The following is a 17,595-nucleotide window of genomic DNA, read 5'->3' as shown; positions in this document are numbered from 1 at the left end:
CACCCACCCGCTACGAGGAACGGGAGCCACCGAGCTCCCCCTCCCAGCGGCGGTAGAGCTGATGCGGCACCCCTGCGGCGTCCAGCACCCGCCCCGCGACGAAATCCACCAGATCCTGGATGTGCGTCGCACCCGCGTAGAACGCCGGAGAGGCGGGCAGCACCACGGCGCCCGCCTCGTCCAGCGCGACCATCTGCTTCAGCGTCTGACCACTCAGCGGCGTCTCGCGCACCACGACGACCAGCTTCCGCCGCTCCTTGAGCGTCACGCTCGCGGCCCGCTGGAGCAGATCCTTCGACAGACCCAGCGCCACCCCGGCCACACAGGCCGTCGACGCCGGAACGATCAGCATCCCCTTCGCCGGGTACGACCCCGAGGAAGGCCCGGCCGCCAGGTCACCGGCCGCCCAGTGCCGCACGCCGTCGAGACCCTCCTCGCTCACCGCGAAGGTGTCCGGCTTCCCGTCCGCCCCCCGGGCCAGCCAGCCGCGCAGATCCTCACGCCAGTGCGCGTCCCGGAAGGCGATCCCGGTCTCGTCCAGCAGGGTCAGCCGCGAGGCACGGCTGACCACGAGGTCGACGCTCTCCCCGGCGGCCAGCAGCCCGCGCAGAACCGAGGCCGCGAACGGGGTACCGGACGCGCCGGACACCCCGACAATCCAAGGCCGCCGCTGCTGTTGGCTCATCGAAGTCCCGGATTTCACAACCATGAGCCTATCCGCCACCCCGCATCAGGAACCGAGCCAGGGCCCCGGGGCGTTCCGACAGATGAGGGCCAGGACCCCGCGGGCCCAGGACAAGGGGGAGCCATGACCGGCATCCGTAACTCCGCCACCGGCACGGGCACCGGCCCACGGGCCGTCGCGGCCGGCGTCCTCATGCTGGGCTGGGTCGCCCTGCTGTGGGCGCTGGAAGGCGTCGACACGGCGACGGGCCACTCACTCGACACCTACGGGATCAGCCCGCGCGAGCCGTCCGAACTGCTCGACGTCGTGCCGTCCGCGTTCCTGCACAGCGGCTGGAACCACGTGGCGTCCAACAGCGTCCCGCTGCTGGTCCTCGGCTTCATCGCGGCGCTCGCCGGACTGCGCCGGTTCGCCGCCGTCGTCCTCACCGTCATCGTGACCGGCGGCCTGGGCGTCTGGCTGACCGCCCCCTCCCACACCGTCACACTCGGTGCGTCCGGTGTGGTCTTCGGCCTCTTCGGCTATCTGCTGGTCCGCGGCTTCGTGGACCGGCGCCCGCTCGACATCGTGACCGGTGTGATCATCGCCGCGGTCTACGGCTCGATCCTCTGGGGCGTCCTGCCGACCGAATCGGGCATCAGCTGGCAGGGCCACCTCTTCGGGCTGACCGGCGGGGTGGCGGCGGCCTTCGTCTTCCGCCGCCCCCGCGATCCCGCCACCACCGTCACGGCGTGAGGCCGCGCACCAGCAGATCCAGCAGCGCGCAGGCGAACAGCGCCATGCCGATGAACCCGTTCACCGAGAAGAACGCACGGTTGAGCCGGGACAGATCGTGCGGACGCACCACCCGGTGCTCGTACACGAAGGCCACGGCGACGATCACCATGCCGATCCAGTAGAGCAGCCCCGCCCCCGTCGCGAGGCCGAACCAGACCAGCATCCCGGTCGTCACCACGTGGCAGACCCGCGCGCCCCACAGCGCCGCCGGAATCCCGAAGCGCGCGGGGAACGAACGCACCCCGTGCGCGCGGTCCGCCTGCACGTCCTGGCACGCGAAGATCAGATCGAATCCGCCGATCCAGATCCCGACGGCCAGCCCCAGGATCACCGCGTCCCACGACCAGCTGCCCGTCACCGCGATCCAGGCGCCGATCGGCCCCATGGCCTGGGCGAGACCCAGGATGGCGTGCGGGAAGTCCGTGAACCGCTTGCCGTACGGATAGACGACCATCGGCACCACGGCGAGCGGCGCCAGCATCAGACAGAGCGGGTTCAGCAGGGCCGCCGCACCGAGGAACACGGCGAGCGCCACGAGGGCCCCGGTCCACGCCGACTTCACCGACACCGCGCCGGTGACCAGCTCACGGCTCGCGGTACGGGGATTGCGGGCGTCGATCTCCCGGTCGATGATCCGGTTGGCGGCCATCGCGAACGTACGCAGCCCGACCATCGCGAGCGTGACGAGCAGCAGTGTGCCCCAGTGGATGTTCTCGTCCAGCTGGAACATCGCGGTCAGCGCGGCGATGTACGCGAAGGGCAGTGCGAAGACCGAGTGCTCGATCATCACGAGCCGGAGGAACGCCTTCGTCCTGCCGGGCCGGGGCAGCGAGGCGGCCGCGGCGCTCACAGGCCGTACTCCTTCCAGCGGCGGTCGACCTTCGCGGCCGTCCCCGGGTCGGACTCGACCATCTCGGGCCAGCCGCCATCCCGGGTGTAGCCCTCCCCGGGCCACTTCCTCGTCGCGTCGATACCCGCCTTGCCGCCCCAGAACTGCTGGTAGGAGGCGTGGTCGAGGTGATCGACCGGGCCCTCGGCGACGGTCAGGTCCCGTGCGTAGTCGGTGTTGCCGAGCGCCCGCCAGGCCACCTCGTGGAGGTCGTGGACATCGCAGTCGGAGTCCACGATCACGATCAGTTTGGTCAGCGACATCATGTGCGCGCCCCAGACGGCACTCATGACCTTCTGCGCGTGCTTCGGGTACTTCTTGTCGATCGAGACGATCGCGCAGTTGTGGAAACCGCCCGCCTCGGGCAGGTGGTAGTCCACGATGTCCGGCACGATGATCTTCAGGAGCGGAAGGAAGAACCGCTCCGTGGCCCGGCCCAGCGGCCCGTCCTCGGTCGGCGGCCGGCCCACCACGATCGACTGGATCAGCGGGCGCTTCCGCATGGTCACGCAGTCGATCGTCAGCGCGGGGAACGGTTCCTGCGGCGTGTAGAAGCCGGTGTGGTCACCGAACGGCCCCTCCGGCAGCATCTCCCCCGGCTCCAGCCACCCCTCGATGACGACCTCGGCGTTCGCCGGGACCTGGAGCGGCACGGTCTTGCAGTCGACCATCTCGATCCGCTTGCCCTGGATGAAGCCGGCGAAGAGGTACTCGTCGATGTCGCCGGGCAGCGGCGCGGTGGAGGCGTACGTCACGGCGGGCGGCGCCCCGAACGCGATGGCGACGGGCAGCCGCTCACCGCGCTTCGCTGCGACCTGGTAGTGGTTGTGGCTGTCCTTGTGGATCTGCCAGTGCATACCGATGGTGCGCTTGTCATGGCGCTGGAGGCGGTAGAGCCCCAGATTCCGGATACCGGTCTCGGGGTGCTTGGTGTGCGTGAGCCCCAGGTTGAAGAACGAACCGCCGTCCTTCGGCCAGGTGAAGAGCGCGGGCAGCTGCTCCAGGTCCACGTCGTCGCCGGTGAGGACGACCTCCTGGACGGGGGCCTGCTCGGACTTCACCTTCTTCGGCGGCACGTGCACCATCGAGCCGAGCTTCCCGAACGCCTCGCGGACCCCGACGAAACCGTGCGGCAGTTCAGGCTTGAGCAGCCCGCCGATCTTGTCGCTGATCTCGGCGTACGACGTCAGCCCGAGCGCCTTCAGGAGCCGCCGGTCCGTCCCGAAGACGTTCATGGCCAGGGGCATGGTCGCCCCCTTGACGTTCTCGAAGAGCAGGGCCGGCCCGCCCGCCTTGTTCACCCGGTCGACGATCTCGCCGACCTCCAGGTGGGGGTCGACCTCGGCCTTGATGCGCTTGAGATCGCCCTCGCGCTCCAGAGCCCGGAGCAGGGAGCGAAGATCGTCGTAAGCCATGCTCCCCAGTATCGGCCACCCGCTACCCTTGGCCCGTCACCGGGGCGGGACACCGCGCCCCCTCACCTCTCCTCGGGGGACCCTTCCACCATGCTCAGGGCCTTGATCTACCTCCTGCCGCTGGCACTGACGATCTACGCGTTCATCGACTGTCTGAACACCCCGGAGGACGAGACCAAGCACCTTCCGAAGGTGGCCTGGGTCTTCATCATCCTGCTGTTCTGGATCGTGGGCCCGATCGTGTGGCTCGCCGCGGGAAAGCTGCGCACGGCTCCCGCCGGAGGCGGTACGCCTTCGGAATGGCACCGCGCCCACCGCCAGAAGTGGGTGGCGCCCGACGACAACCCCGACTTCCTGAAGTCGCTCAGGGACGAGAACGAGAAGGACGAGTCCGTCCTCAAGGACTGGGAGGCGGACCTGCGCCGCCGCGAGGAAGAGCTCAAGCGGCAGGACGGCGAGGGCGGAACGCCCGGGGACCCGGCGCCGCCGAAGGGCTGAGCCCTGGCGGCCGGGCGCGGGCCCCAGTGGCCGGGTGCGAGCGGCCAGGGCACGGCCGGGAACGGCCGGTCACGATTGGGTTCAGTCGTTCGAAAATCCTCCCCCGCCCCCAACGCCCCGCCACTACGCTGGTGTTGACGCTGTGACAGGTCGTACGGGGTGGCGACACTGGGGGTGCGGTGGACAGAGAACTGTACGGACGCGAGGCGATTTTCGGCAACGACGGCCTGGCCGCACGTCTGACGGGTCTCACGCCGTACGGCTCGGCCAAGACCTCGTACGAGCACCGTGACGATCCGCCGGTGGTCGTACTGACCGGCGGGCGCGGCATGGGCAAGACCGCGACGCTCAAGCAGTTGCGCCATGTGTACCGCGAGATCACCCCCGTCGCCCTGATCGACTGCGAGGCGGTCGCGCCGCCTCAGGACCCCGGGCCGGGCTGGACACCGGTCACCGGGGCGCTGCCCGAGCTGGCCGTCCAGCTGACACCGAAGGTGCGTGCGGCGAAGCCGGTGCAGTTCCCCCGGCTCAGCCTGGGTCTCGTGGCGGTGGCGTCCATCGCGTGGAGCCGTGAGGACGAGACGCAGGCGCAGCGTGACCTCCAGTCGCTCGGGCCGGTGCTCGCTACCGTGGACTCCCGGCCGGGCGCGGCGCAGGGCTGGGTCACCAAGGTGCTGACGAAGCTGGCGGCGACGGCCTTCGACGCGGTGGCGCCGCTGGCCGGGCTGATCGCCGAGGCGACCGTAGAATCGGTGCTGGAAGAGACGTTCAGCCGGTTCCAGCGCCGCACCGTCGACTGGTACGGCGCCTATCCGCACGCCGGAGGTGACGGACGGGTCGGGCTGCGGCAGCTCGCGGTCGACTTCGAGCGGGGCGGTGACCTGCGCAGACGGGCCGAGGACCACCTCGTCGGAGCGCTGGTCGAGGATCTGTACCGCGCCTACCGGGGTACGGCGCTGGGCATGCGCCGGGGCCGCCCGGTGATCCTCCTGGACAACGCGCACAACGCGCTCGGCCGGCAGCTCGTCGAGCCGGTGCTGCGGGCGCGCGCCTCGGGCCGCCGCGACCAGATCGTCTTCCTCGCCGCTTCCCGCTCGCGTGACCACGAGGGGCTGCGGCACGCCGTGCACCACCGGCTGCCCGAGGTCGCGCACGCCTCGCACTGGACGCGCGGTACGGAGGTGACCTCGGGGATTCTCGCGGTGGGCCTCACCCCGCTGAGCGCCGCGCACGCCCAGGCGGCGTTGGAGCGCCACGACCCGGAGGCCCGTACGCCGGCCGGTCTGGCTCGCGGGGTGCACCGGCTGACGGGGGGCCGGCCGCTGGGGGTGGCGCTGTTCGCGCAGGCGGCCGGCGAGGCGGACCGGCCGGGTTCGCTGGTGCCGGGCGCGCTGCTGGACCGCACGGTGCGGGTCCGCGAGGACCGGGAGCCGGTACGGCTGGCCGACGAGCTGCTGGGGAGACTGCTGCCGGGTCGGCGCCTGGACGTCCTGAGTGTGCTGGCCGCCGCGCACGGCGAGGAGTCCGCCAGGCTGCTGGCCAGGCTCCGGCTGCGCGGCGAGTCCCTGGACGGCGACGTGGCCTTGCGGGTGCGGGACGTGCTGCGCGCGGAGGACTGGCAGGTGGGCCCCGACCACTTCGTGGCCGACCCGTTGCTCCGGTCGCTGCTGCTGCACCGGCTGCGCTTCCAGGACGGCGACCATCCGCGGTACGCGGTGTGGCGCGCGGTCCACGAGTCGCTGCGCGAGGTGTACCAGGCGGGGAGTGCGGCGAGCGCCCCGCACCGGCTGCACGAGGAACTGCTGCTGGGCCGGGAGGCGGCGTGCGTGACTCATCTGCGGGTGCGGTTCCCACGTCCCGACGTGCTGGGCTGGCTGGGCGAGCTGCGGCTGATCGCCTCGGCGCCGTATCCGCGTGAGCGCGGGGCACACGGCCCCGATCCGCGGCGGGCGGTGGCGCTCGGCCAGGACGTGGCCGCGGGGCCGCTGCCGGAGGAGCGGACGGGCCTCGCCGGGCTCGACGAGGAGGCGGCGGAGCTCCAGCTGCGGATGCGGCGGCTGCTGCACGGCGTATGGCTGCTGTCCGATCCGCTGGCCCTGCCGGACGACGAGGTGACCGACAGGATGGCGCACGAGCTGAGGCAGTTGTCCGGCAGACATCTGACGGGCAACGCGGTGCTGTGGGACGCGGCGACGCACTGGCCGCGGGACATCAGGGCATGGCGAGCGCTGTCCATGCCACCGGGGACCACGCCGGACGGGGCACCGGACCGGCGGGACCGACAGGAGGACGGTGGCTCGGATGCGTAATCCGCTGCGTTATCGCGTCTGGTACACGACCCGGCAGAAGATCGTCACGAGCGTCGTCGTGGGCGCGCTCGTGACGGGGGCCGGCTGGTACGGCGTGGACCGGGTGACCACACCGCAGGACCGGAGCTGTGTGCCGGGGGTGGCGCGCCCGGCGGGCAGCGACGAGTGCGTCGGGGTGTCCGGCGCGGGCTACGACTTCGGGATGAAGAACCTCACGGAGGTCGCCGAGGCGATCGGCCGGGAGAACAGGACCCTGAAGGCGGGCGAGTACGCCACGGTCGCCCTCCTCCTGCCCCTGACCTCCCCCGATCCGTCCATGGGGACGAAGATGCGGCGCGAGCTGCAGGGTGCGTTCGCGGAGCAGTACCGGGCCAATCATCTGTCGAACGCCCAGGTGCCGAAGATCCGGCTGGTGCTCGCCAACACCGGCAGGAACAACGTCTTCTGGAAGCCGGTGGTCGAGCGGCTGAAGACGATGACGGACGCGCCGGACCATCTGCGTGCCGTGTCGGGGGTCGCCACCAGCAGCTCCGAGGTGAAGCTCGCGGTGCGGGCGCTGACGAAGGAGCGGATCGCGGTCGTCGGTACGACGATCACGGCCGACGACATCGCCAACGCGCCGGGCGGGGACCCGTTCCCGGGGCTGGCGCGGGTCTCGCCCACCAACCGGGACGAGGCGCGGGCGCTTGCGCAGTTCGGCAGGGTGGAGGCGGACAAGGCGCTGCTGGTCGAGGACACGCGTACCGGGGACCACTACACGGACACGCTGAAGGCCGCGTTCACAGCGCTGGTGAAGGGCACGAAGTACGAGCCGCAGTTGTTCACCTCGCCGCCGGACGCGACGGACGAGGGCACCACGTCCAACACGTTCAAGCAGATCACGCATCTGATCTGCGACACGGACGCGGAGACGGTGTTCTTCGCCGGCCGCCACACCCAGCTGCGGCAGTTCATCAACGAGCTGGGGCGGCGCGGCTGCCAGAACCGGGCGTTCACGGTGCTCACCGGCGACGAGGGCTCGTACCTCGGCGGGGACGAGAAGCTGGACCGGGGCGCACTCGCCCGGAAGGTGACCGTCCGCTACGCCTCACTGGCCCATCCGGACGCCTGGGTCCCCAGGAAAGGAGCCCCGGTCCCGGAGACGGGCGGCTCGGCACAGGACTTCCGGGCCTTCCAGGAACTGCTGGCGCGGGTGGCGAAGAAGCCGGTCGGCCCGATCGGTCCGACGGGCCGGGCCACGCTGACGGACGGCCAGGTGATCGTCGCGTACGACGCGATGGCGACGGCCGTGCACGGCATCCGCCAGGCGACCCCGGACGGCGAGCGCCTGCCCACGAAGACGGATGTGGGCAACCAGTGGCCGCAGGTGAAGTCCTCGCTGAAGGTGGCGGGGGCCAGTGGCTGGATCTGCCTGGACAACCACGGGAACCCGTACAACAAGGCGGTTCCGGTGGTCGAGCTGACGGAGGAGGGCGTGCAGCGCTTCGTGGAGATCGCCTGGCCGGAGGGCCGTGCCCCGGACCGCCGCTGCCTGCCGCCGTCGGGCCGTTAGGTCCTGTCTGGAGTTCCCCCGCGGCGTCGCGGCGTCCGGCACCGCCGCCTCCGGCGTTGTCGTCAGTCGCGAGGGCTCCGCCATCGCTCCCTCCTCCGCCTTGGATTCGACGGCACCGGACGCCGCTCCTTCTCCCGCGCTGGAACTCCAGACAGGACCTAGCCGTCGAGCGAGGCGGCGAGCCGCTCGAAACGCGCGTGCCAGACGTCGAGCCGCTCCGCGCGCCGGGCGTCGTCACCGTGGAACTCGTGGGTGAAGCGGAGTACGACGTGGTCCCCGCGCGGCGGTTCGAGATGGAAGCGGATACGGCCGTGCGGCGGCTCGAAGGTGTACTCGGCGACGCGCTCGACGTCCCAGGCGGTGACGGTCCCGGAGGCATCGCCGACCGCCCCGTCCCGCTCGCTGTCCGGTCCCCGCAGGGTGACCGCCCCACCGATCCGAGGCTCGAAGGGATCGGCGACGGCGAGCCAGCTCCCCAGCCCTTCGGAACCGGCAACGGCCGCCCACACCCGCGGAACGGGATGGGGCAGCCGCACGGTGAATCTCAGCACCTGCGTACCGTCGTCGCGCGTCTCACCGAAACCACGCTCGATAGCACTCATACGTCCAGGGTGCCGCACCTGAACAGGTCCGGCACGACCGACCCGACCCGTCACATCCGTCCCCGGCCGGTTTCCACCCCGCCCGGCGATTGAGGGCGTCCTCTGCCCCACCCGAGGAACCCGGCCCAGACCGGCGTTTCAAGCCCGTCCGGTGATTGCGGACAAAAAAGCGGCCACCGGACGACCCCGGTCACCACCCCCGCTACACGCCCGCGTACGAGTGCATACCGGTGACGAAGATGTTCACGCCGTAGTAGTTGAACAGCCAGCAACCGAACGCGATGAGCGCCAGGTACGCGGCCTTCCGCCCCTTCCACCCCGCGGTAGCCCGCGCGTGCAGATAGCACGCGTAAGCGACCCATGTGATGAAGGACCAGACCTCCTTGGGGTCCCAGCCCCAGTACCGTCCCCACGCGTCGCCCGCCCAGATCGCCCCCGCGATGATCGTGAACGTCCACAGCGGGAAGACGGCCGCGTTGATGCGGTACGAGAATTTGTCCAGGCTCGACGCCGACGGCAGCCGCTCCAGCACCGACCGGGCGAACGCCCCCGGCGACCCGCCGTTCGCGAGCTTGCTCTCGTAGCTGTCGCGGAACAGGTAGAGCAGCGTGCCCACCGCACCGAGGTAGAACACGGCGCCGCAGATGATCGCGGTGGAGACGTGGATCCACAGCCAGACGGAGTCCAGCGCCGGAACCAGCTGGTCGCTGTCCGTGTACAGCGTCGTGGTCGCGATGCCCAGGTCCAGCAGGACCGTGGTGACGAGCATCAGGCCCATCCAGCGGACGTTCTTCTTCAGCGCGAGCAGGACGAGGTACGTGCCGACGGCCACCGTGGAGAAGGTGATCGAGAACTCGTACATGTTGCCCCAGGGGGCCCGCTGCACCGACATCGCGCGGGCGAGGACCCCGCCGGCCTCGACGAGGAACGCCACCACGGTCAGCGAGACCGCGATCCGCCCCCACAGGTCGCCCTTGAACGTGCCGCCGGCCGCACCCGGACCGTCCGGGACGTCCCGGGTCCCGGCGGCGGAGCGCGTCACGATCTCCGGACGGTCCATGACGGCGGTGGCGCCGCCCTTCTGCGCCACCCGCACCGTCACCGCGGACCCGGTGGGGGCCGAGGTTCCGGCCAGCGCGGCGGCGGTGCGGCCGACCTTGCTGCGACTGCCGAACACCCACTCCGCGATGTGGGCGAAGAAGGCCAGGGTGTAGACGGCCATCGACGAATAGATCAGCACATTGCTGGTGTGCGCCAGGCTCTCGTTGGTTGCGGCGGCGAGATTCACTTCTCAGCCCCTTCGGCAGGTTCTTCGGAAGGTACGTCGGGATCGGGATCGGGACCGGCGCCGGAATCCATCTCCGGGTCGTTCACGGCATCGGGCGCGGTGGGCGCCGCACTGTTGAGCTCGACCGCGAGGTCGGCCAGCTCCTCGGGGAGTTTCGCGGACTCACTGCGGCCCAGCCCGGCCATCTCGACGACGGTGACGCCGTCCGTCCCCCGGACCGCCCTGACCCACACGCGGCGGCGCTGGATGAACAGCGACCCGGCGAGCCCGGCGATCGCGGCGATGGACCCGCCCAGCGCCCAGCCGGTGCCCGGCTGTTCGGAGACCTGGAAGCTGGCCCATTCCTCGACGCTCTCGAAGGTGATCGAGCCGGCTCCGTCGGGCAGTTCCATCGTCTCGCCGGGAAGAAGCCGCTTCTTGAGCTTCTGCCCGCTCGTGTCCTTGAACTCCGTCATCTCGGAGGAGTCCAGCTGGTACACGTTCTGCGGCAGGCCGGAGTCGACGCCGAGGCTGCCGTGGTAGCCGTTGAGGGCGAGCACCGGGAACTCCGCGCCGGGGAACTGCGAGAACATCGTGCCCTTGCCCGCACCGGCGAACGTCGGCACGAAGAAGGCCTCGAAGCCCAGCTGGGTCTTCTCGCCGTTCCGGTCGCGGTAGCCGTCCATCACCTTGATCGCACCGGTCGAGGTGATGTTGTTGTCGATGGGCAGCAGCGGTACGGCGGTCCGGTAGACCTCCTTGCCCTTGCCGTCCTTGACGGAGACGACGGGGGCGTAGCCGTGCGAGATCAGATAGACCTTGGTGCCGTCGACGACGAGCGGTTCGTTGACGCGGATGACCGACTTCTTCGGCTTACCGTCCACGCCCTCGGCGTACGTCACCCGGGCCTCGAAGGTACGCGGGGTGCCGCGCTGGGGGCCGCTCTTCTCGTACGTACCGACGAAGTCGTCGAGGGTGAAGCTGAACGGGGCGAGCGAGTCGGTGTCGTACATCGAACCCGACTTGAAGTCGTCGTACTGGGTGAGCGTGTTGGAGAAGCCGTCGCCCTCGACGATCAGTTTGCCGCCCTCGGACTTGAAGAGCTGTCCGGCGGCGAAGGCCACGAGCATCACGATCAGCGCGATGTGGAACATCAGGTTCCCGGTCTCGCGCAGATAGCCCTTCTCGGCGGCCACCGCGTCACCGACCGTGTGCGAGCGGAAGCGCCGCCTGCCCAGGATGCCGGCGGCGGCCTCGCGGACCTGCTCGGGGTCGGCGTCCGTACGCCATGTCGTGTACGCGGGAAGTCTGGTGAGCCGCTTCGGAGCAGCCGGCGGAAGGCTGCGCAGCTGGCCGACGAACTGGAAGGTGCGCGGGACGATGCACCCGATGAGGGAGACGAACAGCAGGATGTAGATCGCGGAGAACCACACCGAGCTGTAGACGTCGAACAGCTGGAGCTTCTCGTAGACCGGCGTGAGCGTGGTGTGGGCCTTCTGGAAGTCCTGCACCTTCAGCTCGTCCACGCTGTTCTGCGGGATCAGCGAGCCGGGGATCGCGCCGAGCGACAGCAGGAACAGCAGGATCAGCGCGACCCGCATCGAGGTGAGCTGCCGCCAGAACCAGCGGGCCCAGCCGATGACACCCATCGCGGGAACCGTGCCGGCGGACTCCTCGCGAGGCGCGGTGGAGAGCTGCTCCCCGGCCGCGCCGAGCTCGCGCTCTTGCGTGGTGTTCGTGTTGCTCATGGACTCAGATCCCCACAGTGAAGCCGGTCGACCAGACCTGCATCTCCTGCATGAGCGTGTCCCAGACACCCGTCAGCAGGAGGATTCCGGTCACGATCATCATGCCGCCGCCGATGCGCATGACCCATGCGTAGTGCCGCTTGACCCAGCCGAACGCGCCGAGTGCCCTGCGGAAGGCGACCGCCGCCAGGACGAACGGGACACCGAGTCCCAGACAGTACGCGACGGTCAGTATCGCCCCGCGTCCGGCGGTGGCCTGCTGGGCCGAGAGAGACAGGACGGAGGCGAGCGTCGGGCCGATGCAGGGTGTCCAGCCGATCCCGAACAGGGCGCCGAGCAGCGGAGCGCCGGCCAGCCCGGCCACCGGCCTCTTGTGGAAGCGGAACTCGCGCTGCGTCACTCCCGGCAGCAGCCCCATGAAGAAGATCCCCATGAGGATCATCAGGACGCCGAGTACCTTGTTGAGCACCCCGGCGTGCACCTGGAGCTCCTGGCCGAAGTAGCCGAAGAGTGCGCCGGTGGAGGCGAAGACGACGGTGAAGCCGAGAACGAAGAGCGAGGCCCCCGCCACCACCCTGCCGCGCTTGGCCTCCGCCAGGTCCGTCCCGCTGACCCCGGTGACGTAACTCAGGTAGCCGGGCACGAGCGGCAGGACGCAGGGCGAGAAGAACGAGACGAGACCGCCGAGCAGGGCGATGGGAACGGCCACCAGCAGGGCGCCGCTGAAGACGGTCTCGTTGTACGCGGCGAGGGTGATCACCGGGTCACTTCTCCGCGATCAGCGGGTCGATCATCGTGTGCAGTTCCTCGGCGTTGATGCCCTGCAGGGTACGGGCCGCGATCTTCCCGTCCCGGTCGAGGACGACGGTCGACGGGATGGCCACCGGGTTCAGTGTCCCCTTGGGGAAACGGAGCATGAGCTTTCCGGTCGGGTCGAAGATGCTCGGGTAGCTGACGCCGAAGTCCTTCTCGAAGTTCACCGCCAACGACTTCTGTGCGTCCCGGGTGTTTATGCCGATGAACTGGACGCCCTGGTCCGCGGTCTCCTGGGACACCTTCGCGAAGTGCTTGGCCTCGGCGCGGCACGGGCCGCACCACGATCCCCAGATGTTCAGGACGACGACCTTGCCCTTGTAGTCGGCCACGTCGAGGGGCTCGTCAGCCAGGCTGGTGCCGTCGAGCTTCGGTGCGGCGACGCGCTCACCCTTGGCCACGGTCGAGATTCCGCCGCTGCCGGTCACGAAGTTCGTACTGCCGCCGCCACCGGTCTTGTTGCCCTCTCCGCCGCACGCGGACAGGGTCAGTGTCGCGGCCGCGGTGGCGGCGGCGAGCAGGATGAAGCGGCGTCGGGGTGCGCGGCCTGGGCTCATGTGAAAAGTTTCGCATGAGGGTTTCGGGGATCTTGCGCACCCCCCTCGGTGCCCGTAAAGCCCCTTGTCAAGGCTGTTTAAAGAACGCATTCCAGCCGCCTGCGGGTGACTGACCGACGTCGAGCGTACGGAGCTTCGCGAGCACCGCCGGGTCCTGGGCATCGAGCCAGTCGACGAACTGCCGGAAGGAGACCAGCCGGACGTCCGGCTTACCGGCTATTCGCTTGATCACTTCTTCGACGGCGTCCATATAGATTCCGCCGTTCCACTCCTCGAAGTGGTTGCCGATGTAGAAGGGTGCGCGATTCGAATCGTAAGCGCGCTGGAAACCGTTCATATACGCACCGGCCGCCTGCTTGCGCCAGCCCGGATAGCGGGACGGCATGCCCTTGGTCGAATTCAGCGACTGGTTGGCGAGGATGTTGTAGTCCATGGAGAGGACTTCGAAGGAGTGGCCGGGGAACGGCATGCCTTGCAGGGGAAGATCCCAGACGCCCCGGCGCTTCTCCGGCCACATCTGACGGCCGCCGGGTGAACTGGCGTCGTAACGCCATCCCATCTTCTTCGCCGTCGGCAGGAGGTTGTCCTGACCGAGCAGACAGGGAGTACGTCCGCCGATCAGTTCCTTGCGGTAGTCGAACGGAAGCGGATCAAGGTTTTCCCAGCCGGTGTTGGTCTTCCATTCGGTGACGAAGGAGACCGCCTGATCGATCTCGCTCTGCCATTGCGCCGGCGACCAGTTGGCGACCGAACCCGATCCTCCGCAGAAGTGGCCGTTGAAGTGGGTGCCGATCTCGTGGCCGTCGAGCCAGGCCTCACGGACGTACTTCAGCGTGTCCTTCACGTGGCCGTCGGTGAGGTAGCCGATGTCGGAGGCACCGCGCGGATTGTTCGGCGGACGGTACAGCGACTTCTTCGACTCGGGCAGTACATACAGTCCGGAGAGGAAGAAGGTCATCGCGGCGTCGTGTTCTCTGGCCAGTCCGAGAAAGCGCGGGAAGAGCCCGTTGCCGACCTCGCCTGCGCCGTCCCAGGAAAAGATCACGAACTGCGGGGGTTTCTGGCCGGGTTCGAGAGGGACAGGAGCGGAGGGCTGATGCGGCTGCTTACCGGTATCCGCGGTCGAACCGTCACCGATCAGCTTGATCTTCTTCTGCGGCGCCCCGGAGCCCGGAGCGTTCCCGTCGGTTCCGTGGCCACCACCGGCACTCTTCCCGGCCCTCGGCTCGCCCTTACCGGTAGAACCACAACCGGCGATCCCGATTGCGGCCGCGGCTCCCAGCCCGGCCCCCAGCAGACCTCGTCGCCTGATCTCCCGCATACCGTCCCCATCCGCCTCGTTCACCTCATGCCCATACAAACCGGCGAAGGCTTAGATGAGCAGAGCATCAGGGAGGTTCCGAGAACGGGAACAAATATCGCGCCGAGACCGGACCCTTACGGAATCCGCACACAAGAAAGATCAGCCCCACAACTCGAGCCGCCCGAACGCCTGGGGCCGACACCCACAGCAGCCACATCGGGCCCGTCCGCGATCGAGGACGAAGCGGCACCCGGACGCACTCGGGCACCGCCTCATCCGCCCCCGCCACCCCCTACGCGCCGAACGCCTTCGACTTCCCCTTGACCGGCTTGGCGCCGGCCAGCAGATGCGCGGGGACGAGATCCCGCGCCGGCTCCGTGTACGCCACCGAGACGATCTTGTCGCCCTGGTAGGTGAAGCTGGTCAGCGAGGCCAGCGTGCACTGCCGCCGCCGCGGGTCGTGCCACAGCCTGCGACGCTCCACGAAGCTCCGCACGATCCAGATCGGCAGCTGGTGGCTGACGCACACCGCCTCGTGCCCCCGCGCCGCGTCCCGGGCCGCGTCCAGCGCGCCCATCATCCGTACGACCTGTTCGACGTACGGCTCCCCCCAGGACGGGGCGAACGGGTTGGTCAGGTGCTTCCAGTTCCCCGGCCTGCGCAGGGCGCCGTCGCCGACCCCGAAGGCCTTGCCCTCGAAGACGTTGGCCGCCTCGATCAGTCGCTCGTCGGTGGCCAGGTCCAGGCCGTGCGAGGCGGCGACCGGCGCCGCCGTCTCCTCGGCCCGCTCCAGCGGGGAGGCGGCGACATGGGTGATGTCGCGCTTCTCCAGGTACTCGGCGACCCGGTCGGCCATCTGCCGGCCGAGCTCGGAGAGGTGGTAGCCGGGGCGCCGCCCGTACAGGACGCCGTCCGGGTTGTGCACCTCGCCGTGGCGCACGAGGTGCACCACGGTCATCTCGTCACGGCTCGCGTTCCCGCTCCCGCTCCCACTCATGCCGTCGCCTCCGCCGCGGCGCGCGCCGCGGCCGGCAGGGCAGCCGCGATGCGCTCGACGGCCACCGTGTCGTGGGCGGTCGAGACGAACCAGGACTCGTAGGCGGACGGCGGCAGGTACACGCCCTGCGCCAGCATCGAGTGGAAGAAGGCGGTGTAGCGGAAGGCTTCCTGCTTCTTCGCGTCCTCGTAGGTGCGGACCGGCCGGTCGGTGAAGAAGACGGAGAACATGTTGCTCGCCGCCGACACCGTGTGCGCGACGCCCTCCTTCGTGAACGCCTCGCCCACCAGACCGCGCAGTTCCGCGGAGACCGCGTCGATCTTCACGTACGCCGCGTCGTCCAGCAGCCGCAGCTGGGCGAGCCCGGCGGCGGTCGCGACCGGGTTCCCGGACAGCGTGCCCGCCTGGTAGACGGGGCCGACGGGGGCGAGGTGCGCCATGACGTCGGCGCGCCCACCGAAGGCCGCGGCCGGGAAGCCGCCGCCCATGACCTTGCCGAAGGTCATCAGGTCGGGGCGGACCCCGTCGATGCCGTACCAGCCGGCCTTCGACGTACGGAAGCCCGTCATGACCTCGTCGGAGATGTACAGCGCGCCGTTCGCCGCGCAGATCTCCTTGAGGCCGGCGTTGAAACCGTCCAGCGGCGGCACGACGCCCATGTTGCCCGGCGAAGCCTCGGTGATCACACAGGCGATCTCGCCGGGCTGCGCGGCGAACGCGGCGCGCACGGCCTCCAGGTCGTTGTACGGCAGCACGATCGTGTCGCCGGCCTGGGCGCCCGTGACCCCGGGGGTGTCGGGCAGCCCGAACGTGGCGACACCGGAGCCGGCGGCGGCCAGCAGCGCGTCGACGTGTCCGTGGTAGCACCCGGCGAACTTCACGACCTTCGCGCGGCCGGTGAACCCGCGGGCCAGCCGGATCGCGGACATGGTCGCCTCGGTGCCGGACGACACCAGCCGCACCTGCTCCACCGGCTCGATCCGCGCGACGATCTCCTCGGCGAGCGCGACCTCGCCCTCACCGGGCGTACCGAAGGAGGTGCCCTTGGTGACCGCGGCCTGGACGGCCGCGATGACCTCGGGGTGGGAATGGCCGAGAATCATCGGTCCCCACGAGCAGACGAGGTCGACATACTCGCGACCGTCGGCATCTGTGAGGTACGGACCCGTACCGGACACCATGAACCTGGGCGTACCGCCCACGGCCCGGAAGGCACGCACGGGAGAGTTCACGCCGCCGGGCGTCACAACGGACGCACGGTCGAACAGCGACTGTGAAACTGGGGCTTCGTATGAATACGCCACTTTGGTCCTGATCTGCGATTCGGGGGTCGGAGGGCCGGGCCGGAAGTCCTGGCCAACAGTGAGCAAGGAGCGCACTCTCCTCGTATCACGAAAGGGCGACAGCCCCCTCGCGTCTGCGAAACTGGGGCGACATTAGGGAAAGCTCACACATGCCATGGTGTCAGAGGCACGGACGGTCTTGCGGACAGGTGTTTCACCGCACGCCCGTGGGGGAGGTCACTGACACGATGATCGGGTTGCGCGGCCGGGGCCGCGTCTCCTAAGAAGTAGTCGGGTGGATGAGATATGCATCGCGGTGGCGGAGTGGGCGAAGGGACCGACGACCTGGGGCCCGAGCCTGCCCGGCGAGGGCGGCACCGGCGTGAGGCTGAGCGCGTACAGGGCACGCAGGCAGGGAACGCGAGGAGTTCCGGAAGCAGGAGCAGTGGCCGCGTGGGGGTGACCTACAAGTACTTCGGGGCCCCCGACGGGGCCACGGCAGCACGTGTGCCCATTTCGATGCGCCCCGAGGAGCTCGGCGGCGACGAGCTGGGCATGGGCGGCATGTTCAGCAAGATCAAGCCGGAGACGGTGGCCGCGATGGTCCTGACCGGCATACAGGGCATACCCCTGCACAAGGTCCCTCCGCTCGAACTGGTCGTCCTGCACCCCGATTACGCGGTGGTCAAGCTCCCCATGACCGTCGTCGACCCCCTGCGCGATGTCGGCGAGGAGTCGGTCGGCGCTGCCGCCTTCATCTGGTCCACGGTCCCGGACCGGGGCGGCCCCCGCGACGCGTACAACGTCTACCAGCTGCTCCACGAGTGGCAGGACTTCTCCTACCGCCTGCACGACGCGGGCCATCAGGCGTACTGCCTGGTGTGGCCCTGACCGGCCCGC

16 protein-coding genes are annotated in these 17,595 nt (G+C 69.6%); 5 read left to right on the top strand and 11 right to left on the bottom strand.

From position 1 onward, the window contains the following. Positions 1 to 10: 10 nt before the first annotated feature. Positions 11 to 685 (bottom strand): UbiX family flavin prenyltransferase, encoded by a 675-nt coding sequence (locus F0344_RS20740; RefSeq protein ID WP_185300221.1) that lies wholly within the window; start codon positions 683 to 685, stop codon positions 11 to 13. A gap of 123 nt (positions 686 to 808) precedes the next feature. On the opposite strand from F0344_RS20740, the gene F0344_RS20735 reads away from it, so the two are divergent. Further along, a complete protein-coding gene (locus tag F0344_RS20735; RefSeq protein ID WP_185300220.1) occupies positions 809 to 1,420 on the top strand; it encodes a rhomboid family intramembrane serine protease in 612 nt (203 codons plus the stop codon). Here the strand turns inward: F0344_RS20735 and mqnP are convergent. Next, positions 1,410 to 2,312, bottom strand: a complete 903-nt coding sequence (gene mqnP, locus F0344_RS20730; RefSeq protein WP_185300218.1) for a menaquinone biosynthesis prenyltransferase MqnP — start codon at positions 2,310 to 2,312, stop codon at positions 1,410 to 1,412. The two genes, F0344_RS20735 and mqnP, sit on opposite strands and share 11 nt — an antisense overlap. Continuing rightward, the gene (locus F0344_RS20725) at positions 2,309 to 3,766 is read right to left on the bottom strand and encodes a menaquinone biosynthesis decarboxylase (RefSeq protein WP_185300216.1); all 1,458 of its coding nucleotides are present in this window, start codon (positions 3,764 to 3,766) and stop codon (positions 2,309 to 2,311) included. The genes mqnP and F0344_RS20725 overlap by 4 nt, the downstream gene beginning before the upstream one ends. Before the next feature lie 90 nt (positions 3,767 to 3,856). Here F0344_RS20725 and F0344_RS20720 point away from each other — a divergent pair, with 90 nt between their 5' ends. The 3 genes from F0344_RS20720 (at position 3,857) to F0344_RS20710 (ending at position 8,125) form a co-directional block, all read left to right on the top strand. Further along, positions 3,857 to 4,264, top strand: a complete 408-nt coding sequence (locus F0344_RS20720) for a PLD nuclease N-terminal domain-containing protein (RefSeq protein WP_185300214.1) — start codon at positions 3,857 to 3,859, stop codon at positions 4,262 to 4,264. Positions 4,265 to 4,443: 179 nt separating this feature from the next. Next, positions 4,444 to 6,573, top strand: coding sequence for a hypothetical protein (locus F0344_RS20715; RefSeq protein WP_185300213.1), 2,130 nt, complete (start codon positions 4,444 to 4,446; stop codon positions 6,571 to 6,573). Further along, entirely contained in the window at positions 6,566 to 8,125 is a 1,560-nt protein-coding gene (locus F0344_RS20710; RefSeq protein WP_185300211.1) for a hypothetical protein, read from the top strand. The genes F0344_RS20715 and F0344_RS20710 overlap by 8 nt, the downstream gene beginning before the upstream one ends. 158 nt (positions 8,126 to 8,283) lie before the next feature. On the opposite strand, the gene F0344_RS20705 is transcribed toward F0344_RS20710, so the two are convergent. The 8 genes from F0344_RS20705 to hemL form a co-directional block, all read right to left on the bottom strand. Next, positions 8,284 to 8,727: an SRPBCC domain-containing protein gene (locus F0344_RS20705; RefSeq protein ID WP_185300209.1), complete on the bottom strand. Its 444-nt coding sequence runs from the start codon at positions 8,725 to 8,727 to the stop codon at positions 8,284 to 8,286. A gap of 202 nt (positions 8,728 to 8,929) precedes the next feature. Beyond that, positions 8,930 to 10,015 (bottom strand): c-type cytochrome biogenesis protein CcsB, encoded by a 1,086-nt coding sequence (ccsB, locus tag F0344_RS20700; RefSeq protein WP_185300207.1) that lies wholly within the window; start codon positions 10,013 to 10,015, stop codon positions 8,930 to 8,932. Next, complete coding sequence (resB, locus tag F0344_RS20695) at positions 10,012 to 11,742, bottom strand: cytochrome c biogenesis protein ResB (protein WP_185300205.1); 1,731 nt, start codon at positions 11,740 to 11,742, stop codon at positions 10,012 to 10,014. The genes ccsB and resB overlap by 4 nt, the downstream gene beginning before the upstream one ends. A 4-nt stretch (positions 11,743 to 11,746) precedes the next feature. Next, complete coding sequence (locus F0344_RS20690) at positions 11,747 to 12,502, bottom strand: cytochrome c biogenesis CcdA family protein (RefSeq protein WP_185300204.1); 756 nt, start codon at positions 12,500 to 12,502, stop codon at positions 11,747 to 11,749. A 4-nt stretch (positions 12,503 to 12,506) separates the two neighbouring features. Next, entirely contained in the window at positions 12,507 to 13,112 is a 606-nt protein-coding gene (locus tag F0344_RS20685; protein ID WP_185300202.1) for a TlpA family protein disulfide reductase, read from the bottom strand. 67 nt (positions 13,113 to 13,179) lie between these two features. After that, positions 13,180 to 14,433, bottom strand: a complete 1,254-nt coding sequence (locus tag F0344_RS20680) for a hypothetical protein (protein ID WP_185302797.1) — start codon at positions 14,431 to 14,433, stop codon at positions 13,180 to 13,182. Between the two features lie 274 nt (positions 14,434 to 14,707). Next, entirely contained in the window at positions 14,708 to 15,412 is a 705-nt protein-coding gene (locus F0344_RS20675) for a histidine phosphatase family protein (protein WP_185300200.1), read from the bottom strand. Next, positions 15,409 to 16,716, bottom strand: coding sequence for a glutamate-1-semialdehyde 2,1-aminomutase (gene hemL, locus F0344_RS20670; protein WP_185300198.1), 1,308 nt, complete (start codon positions 16,714 to 16,716; stop codon positions 15,409 to 15,411). The genes F0344_RS20675 and hemL overlap by 4 nt, the downstream gene beginning before the upstream one ends. Before the next feature lie 285 nt (positions 16,717 to 17,001). Between hemL and F0344_RS20665 the strand changes: the two genes are divergently transcribed. Further along, on the top strand, positions 17,002 to 17,586 hold the full coding sequence (locus tag F0344_RS20665) for a hypothetical protein (RefSeq protein WP_185300196.1): 585 nt from the start codon (positions 17,002 to 17,004) through the stop codon (positions 17,584 to 17,586). The last annotated feature ends 9 nt before the right edge of the window (positions 17,587 to 17,595 follow it).

Source organism: Streptomyces finlayi (genome assembly GCF_014216315.1).
GTDB classification, from domain to species: domain Bacteria; phylum Actinomycetota; class Actinomycetes; order Streptomycetales; family Streptomycetaceae; genus Streptomyces; species Streptomyces finlayi_A.
Note: the sequence above shows the minus strand (reverse complement) of the source record. Positions and strands in the feature narration are given on the sequence as shown.

What these genes read in the sequence shown, in the direction of transcription:
- F0344_RS20705 (WP_185300209.1), bottom strand. Translation starts at nt 8,727, where the DNA reads ATGAGTGCTATCGAGCGTGGTTTCGGTGAGACGCGCGACGACGGTACG.
- F0344_RS20675 (WP_185300200.1), bottom strand. Translation starts at nt 15,412, where the DNA reads ATGAGTGGGAGCGGGAGCGGGAACGCGAGCCGTGACGAGATGACCGTG.
- F0344_RS20665 (WP_185300196.1), top strand. Translation starts at nt 17,002, where the DNA reads ATGCATCGCGGTGGCGGAGTGGGCGAAGGGACCGACGACCTGGGGCCC.
- F0344_RS20735 (WP_185300220.1), top strand. Translation starts at nt 809, where the DNA reads ATGACCGGCATCCGTAACTCCGCCACCGGCACGGGCACCGGCCCACGG.
- F0344_RS20720 (WP_185300214.1), top strand. Translation starts at nt 3,857, where the DNA reads ATGCTCAGGGCCTTGATCTACCTCCTGCCGCTGGCACTGACGATCTAC.
- F0344_RS20725 (WP_185300216.1), bottom strand. Translation starts at nt 3,766, where the DNA reads ATGGCTTACGACGATCTTCGCTCCCTGCTCCGGGCTCTGGAGCGCGAG.
- F0344_RS20740 (WP_185300221.1), bottom strand. Translation starts at nt 685, where the DNA reads ATGAGCCAACAGCAGCGGCGGCCTTGGATTGTCGGGGTGTCCGGCGCG.
- F0344_RS20710 (WP_185300211.1), top strand. Translation starts at nt 6,566, where the DNA reads ATGCGTAATCCGCTGCGTTATCGCGTCTGGTACACGACCCGGCAGAAG.
- resB (WP_185300205.1), bottom strand. Translation starts at nt 11,742, where the DNA reads ATGAGCAACACGAACACCACGCAAGAGCGCGAGCTCGGCGCGGCCGGG.
- F0344_RS20685 (WP_185300202.1), bottom strand. Translation starts at nt 13,112, where the DNA reads ATGAGCCCAGGCCGCGCACCCCGACGCCGCTTCATCCTGCTCGCCGCC.
- F0344_RS20680 (WP_185302797.1), bottom strand. Translation starts at nt 14,433, where the DNA reads ATGCGGGAGATCAGGCGACGAGGTCTGCTGGGGGCCGGGCTGGGAGCC.